This window comes from Streptomyces sp. NPDC043854 (genome assembly GCF_056436005.1).
In genome coordinates, this window is sequence record NZ_JBWKDK010000028.1 from 91,342 (window position 1) to 107,170 (window position 15,829).

Below are 15,829 nucleotides of genomic sequence, written 5' to 3' on the forward strand. Positions count from 1 at the left end.
ACAAAAACCCCCCCCCCCCCCCCCCCCCCCTCCCCCTCCCCCCCCCCCCCCCCCCCCCCCCCCCCCCCCCCCCCCCCCCCCCCCCCCCCCCCCCCCCGGACCCCCGCAAGGGGAGGGGGTTATTCCTGCTTCTTGCGGCGGGTACCGAAGACGATCTCGTCCCAGCTGGGAACCGCCGCGCGGCGGCCCGGGCGGACGCCGTCGGCCTCCGCCTGGCGGTCCGTGGTGCCCGTCAGGCGGTCGCGGTGGCCGGCCACCGTCCGCGGCATGAGGACGTCCGCGTACGCGGTGCCCGCGCCGGCCGAGGCCGCGGGGGGCTCCTCGGCCTCCGGCTCCTCCGCCGGGGTGTCGCTGCGCTCCGGGACCACGAGGTCGCCGCGGAAGCTCGGCACCGCCTCCAGCAGGCTGGTCAGCGTGTCCCGCTCCTCCTCCGGCTCCGGCTCCGGCGCTACGGGGCGCTCGGGCCGGTCGAGGGTGCGGTCGAGCGGCCGGTCCCGCGGCAGCCGGGCGATCCTCGGCACGAACGGGTAGCTCGGCTCCGGGGCGGTCGGCAGGTCGTCGGCCTCGCCGATCAGGGCGCGGGCCTCGTCGTCCACGGCCACGACCAGGCGGCGCGGCGGATCGTAGGTCCAGCTCGCCGAGTGGGGTTCGCCCGCGACCCGGTAGACCAGCAGGACCTCCCAGGTGCCGTCGTCGCGGCGCCAGGAGTCCCACTGGACGGAGTCCTTCTCGACCCCCCGCAGCTGCAGCCGCTCCTGCACGGCCTCGCCGAGCTGGGGCCCGGTGTTCTCGCCGGGGCGGCGTACGGGGGTCTTGCGGGCCCGCTCCGCCATGAACGCGCGCTCGGCCAGCACCGGGCCCTCGAAGCGGCGTACGCGGTCGACGGGGATGCCGGCGAGTTGAGCGACCTCCTCCGCGGAGGCACCGGCCCGTATGCGCGCCTGGATGTCGCGGGGGCGGAGGTGGCTCTCCACCTCGATCTCGATCTGGTTCAGGCGCGCGCGGTCGTTGCGCACGGCAGCCCGCAGCCGCTCGTCGATCGGAAGCGTGTACTCCGTGCTGTCCGCAGCCTTGAGCACCAGTCGTGTGCCGTCATTCGAGACGGCCACGACACGCAGTTCGGGCATGGGGACCTCCCGGGTGGTGCCTGCCGACGTCACGTGCGTCGCTGCTTCCGCTAGTCGAGTGTGGCCTGCCCGGGTGCAGCCTGCCACAACCTTGCCGAGTTCAACCGGCGTGTCGGGCATGCGCCCTTGATCGCCGTTATGGCACGGTTACCTGTTGGGCACGCACAGTGACCAAGTGGTTACTGTGCGCAAGCAGGCGCCCGTGCAATGCCGCGGCATCGCCGGTCCGAGTGCCGCTTCTCCGTCAACCGGCCCCTCTCCCGGGTCCGGACAGCCGAAAGGAAGCACGGCCCCAGGGATCGTCACAGTACTCCATTCGGGCCACCTCGGTGGACCGCCGCGCCGCCGAACTTGTCCCCGTCGGCGGGAGTTGGGCTGCCCCGGATCGCGCCGGACCTGTGAAGGTGTCCGATTTCGGGCGTCTTGTTTCACAAAATCCGCAGAAACGGAGCCAATCGCTTCGCTCGGGAGTCGGGTGACTGCCGGGAGCGATGGGCTGTGAGGGCCCAAGAGTGGCGGGCCGCACACAGGGTGACGGACGGGCAGGAACGGGCGCCTTCGACGGGACCCGGGACCGGGACCCGGGACCCGGCGCCGCACGGGAGCCCGGCGCCGCACCGGAGTCCCGGGGGCGGGCTCAGCCGCCCAGCACCCGCCTCAGGTAGTCGTTGCCGAAGAGCCGGTCCGGGTCCAGCCGGTCCCGCAGCGTCGTGAACTCCCCGAACCGCGGATACGCCTCGGCGAGGTACTCCGCGTCCCGCGTGTGCACCTTGCCCCAGTGCGGCCGTCCGCCGTACGCGGTGAAGATGCGCTCGGCGGCGGTGAAGTAGGCCTGGTACGGGGTGCCCTTGTACATGTGCACGGCGATGTACGCCGCGTCCCGCCCGGAGGCCGTGGACAGGGTGATGTCGTCCGCCGGGGCGGTGCGCACCTCCACGGGGAAGCTGATGCGCAGCCGGGAGCGGTCGACCATCGCCTTGAGCTCCCGCAGCGCCTCGACGGCGTGCTCGCGCGGAAGGGCGTACTCCATCTCCACGAACCGCACCCGGCGCGGGCTGGTGAACACCCGGTACGGGATGTCGGTGTAGGTGCGCGCGGACAGGGCGCGGCTGGCGACGCGGGCGATGCCGGGTATGGCCGCCGGGAACGCGCGGCCCAGGGAGTTGACGGCCTGGAAGACGCCGTTGGACAGCAGCTCGTCCTCGATCCATGCGCTCACCGGCCCGGGCGGGGCGGCGGGGCCCTGGCTGCGGTTGTTGCGCTTGGTGTTGCAGTTGCCGGTGTGCGGGAACCAGTAGAACTCGAAGTGCTCGTTCTCCGCGAAGTGCTCCTCGAACTCCGCGGTCACCCGGTCAAAGCGCATGGGCTCCTCACGGGCGGTCAGGAAGAACAGGGGCTCGACGGCGAAGGTGATCGCGGTGACGATGCCGAGCGCGCCCAGGCCGATCCGGGCGGCCGCGAAGACGGCGCGCTCCTCGTCGTCTCCCTCCGCCGAGCAGGCCAGCCGTTCCCCGTCGGCGGTGACCAGCTCCAGGCCGCGGATCTGGGCGGCGATGGAGGCGGAGTCGCGGCCGGTGCCGTGGGTGCCGGTGCTGGTCGCGCCCGAGACCGTCTGCTCCATGATGTCGCCCATGTTGGTGAGCGACAGGCCCTCGGCGGCGAGGGCCCGGTTCAGGTCCTTCAGCGCCGTGCCCGCCGCCACCGTCACGGTGCCGGCGGCCCGGTCGATGCCGTGGATGCCGGCGAGCGCCTGGAGGCGCAGGAGCACCCCGTCGGTGGCGGCGGCAGCGGTGAAGGAGTGGCCGGTGCCGACCGCCTTCACGCGCAGCCCGTCCTCGGCGGCCCGCCGTACCGCCTCCTGAACCTCCCCGACCGAGGCCGGGGCCACCACCCGCGCCGGTGCGGCGGTGACGTTGCCCGCCCAGTTACGCCACGCTGCCGGATTCCGCGGTGCGCCCGGTGCCCCCGGCTGCTGCCGTCCTGCTGTGACCGTCCCCATCGTCAGCTGGCTCCTCCCCTAGCGCCGACCTCGTCAGCCGGCGGTAACCCGCGAACGCGACCGCCGCCGCGGCGGTCCCCGCCGAGACGGAGACGACGTACCCGGTCCTGGCGCCGGCGGCGTCGATGACCCAGCCGGCCACGGAGGACCCGAGCGCGACACCGACCGCGAGGCCGGTGCTGATCCAGGTCATGCCCTCGGTCAGCTTCGCGCGTGGTACGTGCGCCTCGATCAGGGCCATCGTGGTGATCATCGTTGGAGCGATCGCGAGGCCCGAGACGAAGAGCGCCACGGCCAAGAACGGCAGGTTCCCGGCCAGTAGGAGGGGGATCATACTCACGGCCATCGCACACACGCCCAGTACCCAACGGCGTTCGGCTTTCCCCTCCAGGTGGAGGAGACCGAAGACGATGCCCGCGACGCAGGAGCCGGCCGCCCAGATCGCGAGGATGAAGCTGGCCGCGGACTTGTGGCCCTGCTCCTCGGCGAAGGCCAGGGTGACCACGTCGATGGAGCCGAAGACCGCGCCGGTCGCGACGAACGTGCCCATCAGCACCTGCAGGCCGGGCGAGGTCAGCGCGGAGGTGCGGTCGGCCGCGGGGTCGCGCGGGTGCGGGGGCGGCTCGGTGGCGCGCTGCGCCGTCAGCCACCAGACGCCGACCAGCAGGCAGAGCGCGGCGACCAGGGGGCCCGCCTCGGGAAACCAGGTGGTCGACAGGCCGATGGCGAGGATCGGGCCGAAGATGAAGCAGACCTCGTCGACGACGGACTCGAAGGAGTACGCCGTGTGCAGCTCGCGCGGCTGCTCGCGGTAGAGGGCGGTCCAGCGGGCGCGGATCATCGAGCCGACGCTCGGCACGCAGCCCGCCAGCGCCGAGAAGACGAACAGGGTCCAGTCCGGCAGCCCGTTCGCCGCGGACAGCAGCAGCCCGGCGACCGCGGCGAGGGCGATCAGCGTCGCCGGGCGGAGCACCCGCCGCTGGCCGTACTGGTCCACCAGGCGGGACACCTGCGGGCCGACGACGGCGGCCGACAGGGCCAGGGTCGCGGTGAGCGCGCCGGCCAGCGCGTAGCGGCCGGTGAGCTCGGAGATCATGGTGAGGATGCCGACGCCGACCATCGACAGCGGCATCCGGCCTATGAGGCCGGCGGCGCTGAACCCCCTGGTGCCGGGGGCGGCGAAGATTGCGCGGTAGGGACTGGGCAAGGTGCCCTCCGTAAGGGACGTCGCTGGCCCATACAGGTTACGTGTGCCGACGAGGCGCCCGCACGGGGAAGATCCAGACAGAAAGTTAGGTTTACCTTACCTGTGCAGCGGGGGTGGCCCGGCGGGCCCCGTTCCCCGCCCCGGGGGCCGGGTGGCAGGATTCGAGGCATGCCAGACCAGCTCCGCGCCGCCGCCTCGCCCCCGGCCCAAGGCCCTGCCGGCCCCTACGACGCCCTCCTGCTGCTCTCGTTCGGCGGCCCCGAGGGCCCCGACGAGGTCGTCCCCTTCCTGGAGAACGTCACGCGCGGGCGCGGGATCCCGCGCGAGCGCCTGAAGGAGGTCGGGCAGCACTACTTCGGCTTCGGCGGGGTCAGCCCGATCAACGCGCAGAACCGCGAGCTGCTGGACGCGCTGCGCAAGGACTTCGCCGAGCACGGTCTGGACCTGCCCGTCTACTGGGGCAACCGCAACTGGGCGCCGTACCTCACCGACGTGATGCGGGAGATGGCAGCCGACGGCCGCCGGCGCATCGCCGTGCTGGCGACCAGCGCCTACGCCTCGTACTCGGGCTGCCGCCAGTACCGCGAGAACCTCGCGGACGCGCTGGCCGTCCTGGAGCAGGAGGGCGTCGCCGACCTGCCGCGGGTCGACAAGCTGCGGCACTACTTCAACCACCCCGGCTTCGTACGGCCGATGGTCGACGGGGTGCTGGCGGCGCTGGAGTCGCTGCCGCAGGAGGTGCGCGCGGGGGCCCGCCTCGCGTTCACCACGCACTCGATCCCGACCGCCGCCGCGGACGCCTCCGGCCCGGCCGGGGACCACACCGCCGACGGCGGGGGCGGGGCGTACGTCCGGCAGCACCTGGACGTCGCGAAGGTGATTGCGGATGCGGTGCGCACCGAGACGGGCACCGAGCTGCCCTGGGACCTCGTCTACCAGTCGCGCAGCGGCGCCCCGCACGTCCCGTGGCTGGAGCCGGACATCTGCGACCACCTGGAGGCGCTCCACGGGGCAGGCGCGCCGGCGGTGGTGATGGTGCCGATCGGGTTCGTCTCGGACCACATGGAGGTCATGTACGACCTCGACACCGAGGCCATGGCCAAGGCAGCGGAGCTGGGGCTGCCGGCTGTGCGCTCGGCGACGGTCGGGGCCGACCCGCGCTTCGCGGCGGCGGTCCGGGACCTGCTGCTGGAACGGGCCGCGGCGGAGCGGGGCGAGGCGGTGGAGCGGTGCGCCCTCGGGCTGCTCGGGCCGAGCCACGACCTGTGCCCGGTCGGCTGCTGCCCGGCGCGGAGCCCCCGGCCGGCGGCCGCCGGGGCCGACAGCCCGTACGCGTAAAGGGGGAGCGGACGTGACATCCGAGACGCAGGCGGGGTCCGGGGCCCCGGACGGGCTGGCGGCCGAGCTGCTGGAGGTGGCCCAGGAGGCCGCCCGGGCCGCCGGCGAGCTGCTGCGGGGCGGCAGGCCGGCCGATCTGGCGGTGGCCGCGACGAAGAGCAGCCCGATCGACGTGGTGACCGAGATGGACCTCGCCGCGGAGAAGCTGATCACCGCCGTCCTGGAGCGGCGGCGGCCGCACGACGGGCTCCTGGGCGAGGAGGGCGCCAACCGGCCGGGCACCAGCGGGGTGCGCTGGATCGTCGACCCGCTGGACGGCACCGTCAACTACCTGTACGGGCTGCCCGCCTGGAGCGTGTCCGTCGCGGCCGAGTACGAGGGGGAGACCCTGGTCGGGGTCGTGGCGGTCCCGATGCGCGGCGAGGTCTTCCACGCGGTGCTCGGCGGCGGGGCATGGCTCGGGGAGACCCGGCTCGCCTGCCGGGCGCCCGCACCGCTGGACCAGGCCCTGGTGGCCACCGGGTTCGCCTACCTCCAGTCCCGCAGGGCCCGGCAGGCGGACGTCGCGCAGCAGGTGATCCCGCGGGTGCGCGACATCCGGCGGGGCGGGTCGGCGGCCATCGACCTCTGCGACGTGGCCGCGGGGCGGCTGGACGCGTACTACGAGCGGGGGCTCAACGCCTGGGACCTGGCGGCGGGGGTGCTGATCGCCCGCGAGGCGGGGGCGCTGACCGGCGGCAGGCCGGGGGAGCCCGCCTCCGGCGAACTGGCGCTCGCGGGCACGCCGGCCGTGTTCGAGGTGCTCCAGCCGCTGCTGGAGGCCGCCGGGGCCTGGCACGACTGACGGCGTACGGCCGGCGGCAGGCACGCCCCGGCACCGCGCCGCGGAAGCCCGCCCCGGCACCGCGCCCCGGCGGCCCGGTCCGGGGTCGGCCCGGGCCCGGACATGCAGGGACCCCGGCCGCCTGGGGGCGGCCGGGGGCCGGGGGTGGGCGGGGGGAGGATCAGCAGGCGGAGACGGGCACTCCGTGTTCTGCGGCGAGGCGCTGGAGATCCTCCAGTTCGGCCTGTTCCACTTCCACGAGGTGGTCGTCGCCCGCCTCACGGGCGTGCTGGAGGTCGGACTGCGTGGTCCTGATGCGCTGCATGAGACCTGCGGTGAATGCGTCCATGGTGGGTTCGCCCCCTCTTCATGGGTCGGCGGCGGCACGCGGCAGTCCGCCGTCAGGGAGTGGTCGGGGTGTGCTGACGTCCTCCCCTGCACCCTGGGCCCAGAAACCTCGCAAGCCCAGGGAATCCACACTTCCGCCCAGGATCGGGCCCCGTGTGGCGCCTTACAGCCGGTTTACGGCTGAAACGGGCAGGATGGACGGCGCAATACACGTGTGCCCTGAGGGCCCGGAGGAAGGAAACGACGTGCGCGTACTCGTCGTCGAGGACGAGCAGCTGCTCGCCGATGCGGTGGCCACCGGACTGCGCCGGGAGGCCATGGCCGTGGACGTCGTGTACGACGGCGCCGCGGCCCTGGAGCGCGTCGAGGTCAACGACTACGACGTCGTCGTGCTGGACCGGGACCTCCCGCTCGTGCACGGCGACGACGTCTGCCGGAAGATCGTCGAGCTGGGCATGCCCACGCGGGTGCTGATGCTGACCGCGTCCGGGGACGTGAGCGACCGGGTGGAGGGCCTGGAGCTCGGCGCCGACGACTACCTGCCCAAGCCCTTCGCGTTCACCGAGCTGACCGCCCGCGTGCGCGCCCTCGGGCGGCGTACGACCGTCGCCCTGCCCCCCGTACTGGAGCGGGCCGGGATCAGGCTCGACCCGAACCGGCGGGAGGTGTTCCGCGAGGGCCGCGAGGTGCAGCTGGCGCCCAAGGAGTTCGCGGTGCTGGAGGTTCTCATGCGAAGCGAGGGGACCGTCGTCTCCGCCGAGCAGCTGCTGGAGAAGGCATGGGACGAGAACACCGACCCGTTCACCAACGTGGTCCGGGTCACGGTCATGACCCTGCGGCGCAAGCTCGGGGAACCGCCGGTCATCGTGACCGTGCCGGGTTCCGGATACCGGATCTGACGCGGGTGGCACCGACTCCGGCGCCCCCGTCCGCGCCTCCGAAACCGACCTGGGACCCCGGCCAGCCCGAGGGTCCCTTCCCTTGGCTCCGTCCCACCATCCGCATACGCCTCACGCTGCTCTACGGCGGCATGTTCCTGATCGCCGGGATCCTGCTGCTGTCGATCATCTATCTGCTGGCGGCGCAGGCGCTGCGGGAGGGCAACGCCCTCCCGTTCAAGATCGTCAGCGTCAGCGGGCAGAAGATCGTGGTCTCCAGCCCGACCTGTCCCGGGGTGGGCGGCGAGCAGCCGTTCGACCAGTTCTACGCGGCGATCCAGTCGTGCATGCTCGAACAGCGCCGGCACGCCCTGGACGACCTGCTCAGCCGGTCGCTGATGGCCCTGCTGGGCCTGAGCATCATCGCCTTCGCCTTCGGCTACGCGATGGCCGGCCGGGTGCTCTCCCCGCTGGGCAAGATCACCCGTACCGCCCGCCGCGTCGTGGGCTCCGACCTGACCCGGCGCATCGAGCTGGACGGGCCGGACGACGAGCTCAAGGAGCTCGCCGACACCTTCGACGAGATGCTCGACCGCCTGGAGCGGGCCTTCACCGCCCAGCAGCGGTTCGTCGCCAACGCCTCGCACGAGCTGCGCACCCCGCTGGCGATCAACCGGACGCTCCTGGAGGTGCACCTGTCCGATCCGGGCGCACCCGTGGAGCTCCAGCAGCTGGGCAAGACCCTGCTCGCGACCAACGAGCGCAGCGAGCAGCTGGTCGAGGGCCTGCTGCTGCTCGCCCGCAGCGAGAACCAGATCGTCGAGCGCAAGCCCGTCGACCTGGCCGAGGTCGCCTCGCGGGCCATCGACCAGGCCCGGGCGGAGGCCGCGGCGAAGGGCGTGGAGATCCGCGGCGAGCGCGCCCCGGCCGTGGTGCAGGGCAACGGCGTGCTCCTGGAGCGGATCGCGCTCAACCTGGTGCAGAACGCCGTCCGGTACAACGTGCCGGAGGGTGGCTGGGTGGAGGTCGCGACCGAGGCGCAGCACGGCCAGGCGGTCCTCGTGGTGTCGAACACCGGTCCGGTGGTTCCCGCGTACGAGGTGGACAACCTCTTCGAGCCCTTCAGGCGGCTGCGTACGGAGCGCACGGGCAGTGACAAGGGTGTCGGGCTGGGCCTGTCCATCGCACGCTCCGTGGCGCGCGCACACGGCGGGCGGATCACGGCGACGCCGAGGGAGGGCGGTGGCCTCGTGATGCGTGTCACGTTGCCCCTCTGAGCCCCCGAATCCTTGTTCGCCGACAGCTGAATAGCTGCTCTTTGAACAAGTTGAATTCTGTGTGATCGGTCACATAGTCGAGTGTGGGGTCATGTGCGTTCAGTGGCCCAAAGAAGGCGCGGAAGGCCCGGAAAGTCAGGCAAGTCCGGGTTTCCGGCCCCCCGCCCGGCGGAAAATACACCGGGTGGCCTTTGTGCAAGGCGGTCTGCGGACCGTGTACGGTCCCGGTCGTCATCCCAGCCGGTCGCCCCTTCAGGCGCGCGGCTGGGTGTCGATTGAGTAACAGACCTTGATGTGAGGCAAAATCTCCGCCTCAGGTCGGGCACAAGTCCGGCCTCTCGCGCGTTACGTGCGCTGAGACACCGCTAAATCCCAGAGGGGGAGAGCGAAACATGGCAACGGACTACGACACCCCACGCAAGACCGACGAGGACGTCGACAACGACAGCATCGAAGAGCTCAAGGCCCGGCGGAACGACAAGTCGGCCTCGAGCGTCGACATCGACGACTTCGACGCCGTGGAGGGCATGGAGCTCCCCGGGGCGGACCTCTCCAACGAGGAGCTGGCCGTCCGGGTGCTGCCCAAGCAGGCCGACGAGTTCACCTGCATGAGCTGCTTCCTGGTGCACCACCGCAGCCAGCTGGCGCGCGAGAAGAACGGTCAGCCGATCTGCCGCGACTGTGACTGAGAGGCGTCGGCCGTGACCGGCTCGACACCCTTCCGCAGGCTTCGCTTCCGGAAGTCCGCTGATCCGGCGGAGACACCGGCGGGAGCCACCGGCCCGGAAACGGGCCCAGGAGCTCCCGGCGTGCCCGCCGCCCACCCCGACACCGCGGCGGCGGTCCCGGCGGCCGCGGAGTCCGGCCAAGGGGACCGGCAGCGGGCCGGAGCAGCCCGGCGGCTGCAGGCCGTCAAGAGCGGTGTGCGCAGGGGCGGCGAAGGCGCCAGGGCCGCCGCCCTGTACATCGCGGACCGCATCATCGAGATCGCCCCGCGGATCCCGGTCCGGGACCTCGCGACCCTGCGGGCCCAGTTCCCGGGCCTCGGCCCCGATCAGCTGGCCGACAAGCTGATCGCCGGTGCCGCGAACGGCACCTCCACCGTGGGCGCGGGCATCGGCGCGGCGGCCATGCTGCCCGTGCCCCCCGCGATGCCCGTGGAGCTGGCCACGGAGGTCATCAGCGTCGCCGCCGTAGAGCTCAAGCTCGTCGCCGAGCTCCACGAGGTGTACGGCCTGCGGCCCCCCGGCAACGTCAAGGACCGCAGCCTCGCCTACCTGACCGCCTGGACGGAGGAGCGCGGCGTCGACCTGATGAGGCCGTCGACGCTGAACGCGGTCCTCGGCAGCCAGGTGAAGCGCGAACTGCGCCAGCAGATCATGAAGCGGATGATCCGCAGCCTGCCGAACCTGATGCCGTTCATGGTGGGCGCGGCCGTCGGCGCGGTCATGAACCGCCGCGACACCCGCAGACTCGCCGAGAAGGTCCGTGCGGACCTGCGGAACCGGGCCGTGCCCTGGAGTGCCCTGCCGCAGCTTCCGCCCCTCCCGCTGCCCTCCCAGCGCCTCCTCGAGGCCCCCGGAGACCCCGGGCCCGCCCTCGATGGACCGCAAGGACCGCGTACCGAACCCCAGGGCTGATCCGAGGGCCCGCGGGATGCCTCCCGGGCCCGCGAGGTGCTCCGGCCGCCCGGCCGCCGCCCGGGTCAGCCGCCGGCCGGGGAGGCGGACTTGGCCGCCCGGACCGCCGCGGCCAGCGCCGCGGGCTCCCGGGTGGAGAGGTACACGTACGGCGTCGGGTCCGCCGGGTCCGTCACCGGGATCCGCACCGCCGTCGGGACGTAGCTGCGCATCAGCATGAACGCACGGGTGTCCGCCTTGTACGTGCGCCAGGCGCGCGCCTCCTCCGCCTCCAGCACCTCCGGCTCGCCCAGGGCCGACACCGGGATCCGCGCATCGCCGGCGGCCAGCGACCCGTTCACCACGCGCACCCGCGCGGAGCCGTACGAGCTCACCAGCAGCCCCGCCAGCGCCGCGCCCCCGATGAGCCCGGCCAGCAGCGGCAGCGTGCCCAGCGGCAGCAGCATCAGGGCGCCGGCCAGACCGGTGAGTGCGGCGACGCCCCACCAGGAGCGGGGGGCGGTCAGACGTTCGTCGTGGTGCGCGGGGGAGAGCTGCATGACGTCAAGCCTGCCACGAGGCGACCGGCGGGTAGTGGCGCGGGTAAGGTCTGCGCCTGTGAGTGGACGAAACACAGCGTTGACGCCCCCGGGCGATGCCGTCGCACCGGTCCGGCACCCGGAGGCCCCGGCGCCCGGCGACCTGCTCGGCTCGCACTACGAGCAGTGCTTCGGCTGCGGTGGGGGCCAGCCGCACGGGCTCCACCTGGAAGCGCGGGCCGGCGACGGCGTGAGCGTCACCGCCGAGTTCACCGTCAGGCCCGCCCACCAGGGCGCTCCCGGCCTCGCGCACGGCGGCGTCCTGGCCACCGCGCTCGACGAGACGCTGGGCTCCCTGAACTGGCTGCTGCGCGTCATCGCGGTGACCGGGCGGCTGGAGACCGACTTCGTGCGGCCGGTGCCCGTGGGCACCGTACTGCACCTCCAGGCCGAGGTGACCGCCGTCGCCGGCCGCAAGATCTACTCCACCGCGGTCGGCCGGATCGGCGGGCCCGACGGCCCCGTCGCCGTGCGCGCGGACGCGCTCTTCATAGAGGTGAAGGTCGACCACTTCATCGACAACGGTCGGCCCGAGGAGATCCGGGCGGTCATGGCCGACCCGGACCAGGTCAGGCGCGCACGCGCCTTCGAGGTGAACCCCTGATGGCTCTGAACAATCACGACCCCCGTCACCAGGTCGACGTGCTGATCAAGCGTGTCGACCCCGAGGTGCCCCTTCCCGCGTACGGCCACCCCGGCGACGCCGGCTGCGACCTGGTGACCACCGAGGCCGCCGAGCTCGCGCCCGGCGAGCGCACCGTGCTGCCCACCGGGGTCTCGATCGCCCTGCCCGACGGGTACGCGGCCTTCGTGCACCCGCGCTCCGGACTGGCCGCCCGCTGCGGGCTCGCGCTCGTGAATGCCCCGGGGACGGTGGATGCCGGGTACCGTGGGGAGATCAAGGTGATCGTGGTCAATCTCGATCCGCGCGAGAGCGTCCGGTTCGAGCGCTTCGACCGCATTGCCCAGCTGGTTGTCCAGCGGGTCGAGAGGGTGCGCTTCCACGAGGTGGCGGAGCTTCCCGGCTCGGCGCGGGCCGACGGGGGGTTCGGCTCCACCGGAGGCCATGCGGCCGTGGCCGGAAACGGCGCTGGTCAGCAGGGTGGGAATGGCTACGCTTCGGTCGTATCCGACCGGGAAGGACAGTGACGTGTTCGGACGTCGCAAGAAGAACGACTCCGCCAAGGACGGCGGCGCGGCCGAGCAGGTCGTGGACGGCGTGGCTGCCGATGGCCAGGACGGCGAGGAGATCGACGCCGCCCCCCGCAGGGTGAACCTGCCGCCGGCCCCGCGACCCGACGGCCCGTGGGACGTCACCGAGGTGCCCGGCTCCCCGGCAGAGGGCCGGGTCGACCTCGGCGGCATCCTCGTACCGGGTGTCGAGGGCATGGAGCTGCGCGTCGAGGTCGCCGGTGACGCGATCGTCGCCGCGACGGTCGTGCTGGGCGACAGCGCCGTGCAGCTGCAGGCCTTCGCCGCACCCAAGAAGGAAGGCATCTGGGGCGAGGTCCGCGACGAGATCGCGGCCGGCATCATCCAGCAGGGCGGCCTCATCGACGAGGTCGAGGGCCCGCTCGGCTGGGAGCTGCGCGCCCAGGTGCCCGTGCCGATGCCCGACGGCCAGACCGGCGCCCAGCTGGTCCGCTTCGTCGGCGTCGACGGTCCGCGCTGGTTCCTGCGCGGCGTCATCTCCGGCCAGGGCGCGGTGCGCCCCGAGTCGGCGGGCGTGCTGGAGGCCATCTTCCGGGACACCGTCATCGTCCGCGGCGACGGCCCGATGGCTCCGCGCGACCCGATCGTGCTCAAGCTGCCGAACGACGCCCAGATGGTGCCGGACGGCGTGCAGGCCGAGGACCAGGAGGGCTCCCGCTTCTCCGGCGGCATGGGCCAGCTGGAGCGCGGCCCGGAGATCACCGAGGTCCGCTGACCCCGCGGCGCCGCCCCTGCGGCGGCCGCCGCCGCTGCTGCACCGGCCAGCCGGCGCAGCGGCCGGTTCCGGCCGGTTTCCGGCCGTGCGCCGACGTGCGCGACACGGGCCGCGCCCCTTCGGGGTGCGGCCCGCAGCCGTGTCCGGGGGCGGCCGTCAGGGATCCGTCAGAGATGGGCGGACGACCGGCCAAGAGTGCGTGAACAGTACAAGCGTCCTTGAGAATGGGCGCATGGCACGCGGCAAGCTTCGGATCCACCTCGGCGCGGCCCCCGGTGTGGGCAAGGCGTACGCGATGCTCTGCGAGGCGCACCGCCGTGTGGAGCGCGGCACGGACTGCGTGGTGGGGTTCGTCGAGCACCACGGGCGGACGCGCACGGAGGCGGTGCTCCACGGGCTGGAGGCCGTGCCGTGCCGGGAGGCCGAGTGCCGGGGCGCGGTGTTCCCCTCCCGCCTGCAGGCCGGCACCGTCACCCCGCTGATCCGCGAGTTCGACCTCGACGAGGTGGTCCCGATGGCCCTCGGCGGCGTCCCCGAGGACAGCGTCGTCCCGGACGTCCCCGCGTCGCTGCCGACGGTGGCGGTCGATCCGGGGCTGCCGGCCGCCGATCCGACCGAGCCGACCGATCCGACCGACCCGATACGCCCCGTTCGACAGAAAGCAGGACCTCCATGACCCGGGTGCTCGTGGTGGACGACGAGCCGCAGATCGTCCGAGCCCTCGTGATCAACCTCAAGGCACGCAAGTACGAGGTCGACTCCGCCGCCGACGGGGCCGGTGCCCTGGAGCTCGCCGCGGCCCGCCACCCCGACGTGGTCGTCCTGGACCTCGGCCTGCCCGACATGGACGGCGTGGAGGTGATCAAGGGGCTGCGCGGCTGGACCCGGGTCCCGATCCTGGTCCTGTCCGCCCGGCACAGCTCCGACGAGAAGGTCGAGGCCTTGGACGCCGGGGCCGACGACTACGTCACCAAGCCCTTCGGCATGGATGAGCTGCTGGCGCGGCTGCGCGCCGCCGTGCGCCGGGCCGAGCCCGTCGCCGGCGCCGGCGGGGACGAGGTCGTCGTGGAGACCGACGGCTTCACCGTGGACCTGGCCGCGAAGAAGGCGGTGCGCGAGGGGCGTGACGTGCGGCTCACGCCCACCGAGTGGCACCTGCTGGAGGTGCTCGTCCGCAACGCCGGCAAGCTGGTCGGCCAGAAGCAGTTGCTCCAGGAGGTCTGGGGTCCCTCGTACGGCACCGAGACCAACTACCTGCGCGTCTACATGGCGCAGTTGCGGCGCAAACTGGAGGCGGACCCCTCGCATCCGCGGCACTTCATCACGGAGCCGGGCATGGGATACCGCTTCGAGAGGTAGTGCGGGCGCCGGTACGCTTCCTGGTATGAGTGCTGAACCGCGTCCCGAGAAGTCCGCCAAGCCGGTCAGGCCGGCGGGCCGGTTCCGCCGGATGATCGAAAGGCTGTCCTCCTCCCAGGAGGAGCTGCATTCGGCGGAGCTGCAGGAGGATGCAGAAGCCGCGGGATGCACGCGGATCTGCGATTCCCACGACCGGGAGATAGTCAAGGTCACCGGGACCCTGCGTACCGTCACCCTGCGGCCCCGTGCGGGCGTTCCCGCACTGGAGGCGCAGCTCTTCGACGGCTCCGCCGCGCTGGACGTGGTCTGGCTGGGGCGTCGCTCGATCGTGGGAATCGAACCGGGCCGCCGACTGATCGCCTCCGGGCGGATCGCCATGAGCCACGGCCGCCGGGTCCTCTTCAATCCGAAGTACGAACTCCGACCGCTCGGCAAGGAGCAGTAACCGGTGACGTCACTCGACAAACCCCCGACGCCCTCCGGGCAGCCCGCCCAGGCGCCGCGGGGACCCAAGGCACCCCAGGGACAGGGCCCGGAACCCGCCGCCGACCAGGGCGCGGTGACCCAGGCGGCGCTCTTCGACGCTTTCGGGGGCGTCCGGGGCACCGTGGAGACGATGCTCCCCGGCCTGCTCTTCGTGATGATCTACACGATCAACAAGGACGTGAAGATGTCCGCCATCGCGGCGGGCGCGGTCGCGGTCCTGCTCGTGATCGTGCGGCTGCTGCGCAGGGACACCGTCAAGCACGCCTTCAGCGGCGTCTTCGGCGTGGGCGTGGGCGTGGCCTTCGCGCTCTTCACCGGGACCGCCAAGGGCTTCTACCTCCCGGGCATGATCTACGGCGCCGGACTGGGCGTGGCCTTCACGCTGTCCGCACTGGTGGGGTTCCCGCTGCTGGGGGTGGTGCTGGGGCCGGTGTTCAAGGAGAACCTGTCCTGGCGGACCCGCAACCCCGGCCGGAAGAAGGCGTACACCAAGGCCAGCCTGGCCTGGGGCATCATCTTCCTGGCCAAGTACGCGATCCTCTTCCCGCTGTACTGGTGGGGCGACGCGACCCAGCTGGGCTGGCTGCTGATCGCGCTGAAGCTGCCGCCCATGGTGCTGGCGGTGTACTTCACGTGGGTGTTCCTGGCGAAGGCGCCGCCGCCGATCGACGTGATGGCGGAGTACGAGGCGGAAGAGGCCGAGCGGAAGGCGGCCAAGGCCGCTGCCTCCCGGGAGCCGGGGGCCTGACGGCCTGAGGCCCTCCGGGCCGCGCGAAGGGGGGGGGGGGCGACCCGGCTTCCCTCGCTCTGACGGGGAGCTCCAACAATCTCCCCCCCTCCCG

General features: G+C 72.8%; 17 protein-coding genes and 1 pseudogene. 13 read left to right on the forward strand and 5 right to left on the reverse strand.

Going from position 1 to position 15,829, the window contains the following annotated elements; genetic code table 11:
- Positions 1-119 precede the first annotated feature (119 nt).
- The 3 genes from sepH to AC068A_RS24305 all read right to left on the reverse strand — a co-directional run bounded on the left by sepH (position 120) and on the right by AC068A_RS24305 (position 4,333).
- Positions 120-1,160, reverse strand: a complete 1,041-nt coding sequence (gene sepH / locus AC068A_RS24295; RefSeq protein WP_478588115.1) for a septation protein SepH — start codon at positions 1,158-1,160, stop codon at positions 120-122.
- Between the two features lie 604 nt (positions 1,161-1,764).
- Positions 1,765-3,126: a D-arabinono-1,4-lactone oxidase gene (locus AC068A_RS24300; protein ID WP_478588116.1), complete on the reverse strand. Its 1,362-nt coding sequence runs from the start codon at positions 3,124-3,126 to the stop codon at positions 1,765-1,767.
- Positions 3,053-4,333 (reverse strand): MFS transporter, encoded by a 1,281-nt coding sequence (locus tag AC068A_RS24305; RefSeq protein WP_478588118.1) that lies wholly within the window; start codon positions 4,331-4,333, stop codon positions 3,053-3,055. The genes AC068A_RS24300 and AC068A_RS24305 overlap by 74 nt, the downstream gene beginning before the upstream one ends.
- 168 nt (positions 4,334-4,501) lie before the next feature.
- Between AC068A_RS24305 and AC068A_RS24310 the strand changes: the two genes are divergently transcribed.
- Both AC068A_RS24310 and AC068A_RS24315 read left to right on the forward strand, forming a co-directional pair.
- Positions 4,502-5,671 (forward strand): ferrochelatase, encoded by a 1,170-nt coding sequence (locus AC068A_RS24310; protein ID WP_478588120.1) that lies wholly within the window; start codon positions 4,502-4,504, stop codon positions 5,669-5,671.
- A 13-nt stretch (positions 5,672-5,684) separates the two neighbouring features.
- The gene (locus AC068A_RS24315; protein WP_478588122.1) at positions 5,685-6,515 is read left to right on the forward strand and encodes an inositol monophosphatase family protein; all 831 of its coding nucleotides are present in this window, start codon (positions 5,685-5,687) and stop codon (positions 6,513-6,515) included.
- Positions 6,516-6,675: 160 nt separating this feature from the next.
- On the opposite strand, the gene AC068A_RS24320 is transcribed toward AC068A_RS24315, so the two are convergent.
- Positions 6,676-6,843 carry a hypothetical protein gene (locus tag AC068A_RS24320; RefSeq protein WP_478588124.1) on the reverse strand — a complete coding sequence of 56 codons (168 nt, stop codon included), beginning with the start codon at positions 6,841-6,843 and terminating at the stop codon, positions 6,676-6,678.
- A gap of 244 nt (positions 6,844-7,087) precedes the next feature.
- Here AC068A_RS24320 and AC068A_RS24325 point away from each other — a divergent pair, with 244 nt between their 5' ends.
- The 4 genes from AC068A_RS24325 (at position 7,088) to AC068A_RS24340 (ending at position 10,637) form a co-directional block, all read left to right on the forward strand.
- The gene (locus tag AC068A_RS24325; protein ID WP_478588126.1) at positions 7,088-7,741 is read left to right on the forward strand and encodes a response regulator transcription factor; all 654 of its coding nucleotides are present in this window, start codon (positions 7,088-7,090) and stop codon (positions 7,739-7,741) included.
- 5 nt (positions 7,742-7,746) lie between these two features.
- Positions 7,747-8,997: a sensor histidine kinase gene (locus tag AC068A_RS24330; RefSeq protein WP_478588128.1), complete on the forward strand. Its 1,251-nt coding sequence runs from the start codon at positions 7,747-7,749 to the stop codon at positions 8,995-8,997.
- A gap of 392 nt (positions 8,998-9,389) precedes the next feature.
- The gene (locus AC068A_RS24335) at positions 9,390-9,686 is read left to right on the forward strand and encodes a DUF4193 domain-containing protein (protein WP_179178219.1); all 297 of its coding nucleotides are present in this window, start codon (positions 9,390-9,392) and stop codon (positions 9,684-9,686) included.
- Positions 9,687-9,698: 12 nt separating this feature from the next.
- Positions 9,699-10,637, forward strand: a complete 939-nt coding sequence (locus tag AC068A_RS24340; protein WP_478588130.1) for a hypothetical protein — start codon at positions 9,699-9,701, stop codon at positions 10,635-10,637.
- Positions 10,638-10,702: 65 nt separating this feature from the next.
- Here AC068A_RS24340 and AC068A_RS24345 read toward each other — a convergent pair whose 3' ends face one another.
- Complete coding sequence (locus tag AC068A_RS24345; RefSeq protein WP_478588132.1) at positions 10,703-11,176, reverse strand: DUF3093 domain-containing protein; 474 nt, start codon at positions 11,174-11,176, stop codon at positions 10,703-10,705.
- A 58-nt stretch (positions 11,177-11,234) separates the two neighbouring features.
- Here AC068A_RS24345 and AC068A_RS24350 point away from each other — a divergent pair, with 58 nt between their 5' ends.
- The 7 genes and pseudogenes from AC068A_RS24350 to AC068A_RS24380 all read left to right on the forward strand — a co-directional run bounded on the left by AC068A_RS24350 (position 11,235) and on the right by AC068A_RS24380 (position 15,735).
- Complete coding sequence (locus tag AC068A_RS24350) at positions 11,235-11,819, forward strand: PaaI family thioesterase (protein WP_478588134.1); 585 nt, start codon at positions 11,235-11,237, stop codon at positions 11,817-11,819.
- Positions 11,819-12,364, forward strand: coding sequence for a dUTP diphosphatase (dut, locus tag AC068A_RS24355; RefSeq protein ID WP_478588136.1), 546 nt, complete (start codon positions 11,819-11,821; stop codon positions 12,362-12,364). Before AC068A_RS24350 ends, dut begins: the two co-directional genes overlap by 1 nt.
- Position 12,365: 1 nt before the next feature.
- The gene (locus tag AC068A_RS24360; protein WP_478588138.1) at positions 12,366-13,142 is read left to right on the forward strand and encodes a DUF3710 domain-containing protein; all 777 of its coding nucleotides are present in this window, start codon (positions 12,366-12,368) and stop codon (positions 13,140-13,142) included.
- A 232-nt stretch (positions 13,143-13,374) separates the two neighbouring features.
- Positions 13,375-13,587 (forward strand): annotated as a pseudogene (locus AC068A_RS24365) (sensor histidine kinase KdpD); the annotation flags it as partial.
- Between the two features lie 227 nt (positions 13,588-13,814).
- Entirely contained in the window at positions 13,815-14,501 is a 687-nt protein-coding gene (locus tag AC068A_RS24370) for a response regulator (protein WP_478588139.1), read from the forward strand.
- 25 nt (positions 14,502-14,526) lie between these two features.
- Positions 14,527-14,946, forward strand: a complete 420-nt coding sequence (locus AC068A_RS24375) for an OB-fold nucleic acid binding domain-containing protein (protein WP_478588141.1) — start codon at positions 14,527-14,529, stop codon at positions 14,944-14,946.
- A gap of 3 nt (positions 14,947-14,949) precedes the next feature.
- A complete protein-coding gene (locus tag AC068A_RS24380; protein WP_478588143.1) occupies positions 14,950-15,735 on the forward strand; it encodes a DUF3159 domain-containing protein in 786 nt (261 codons plus the stop codon).
- Positions 15,736-15,829 lie beyond the last annotated feature (94 nt).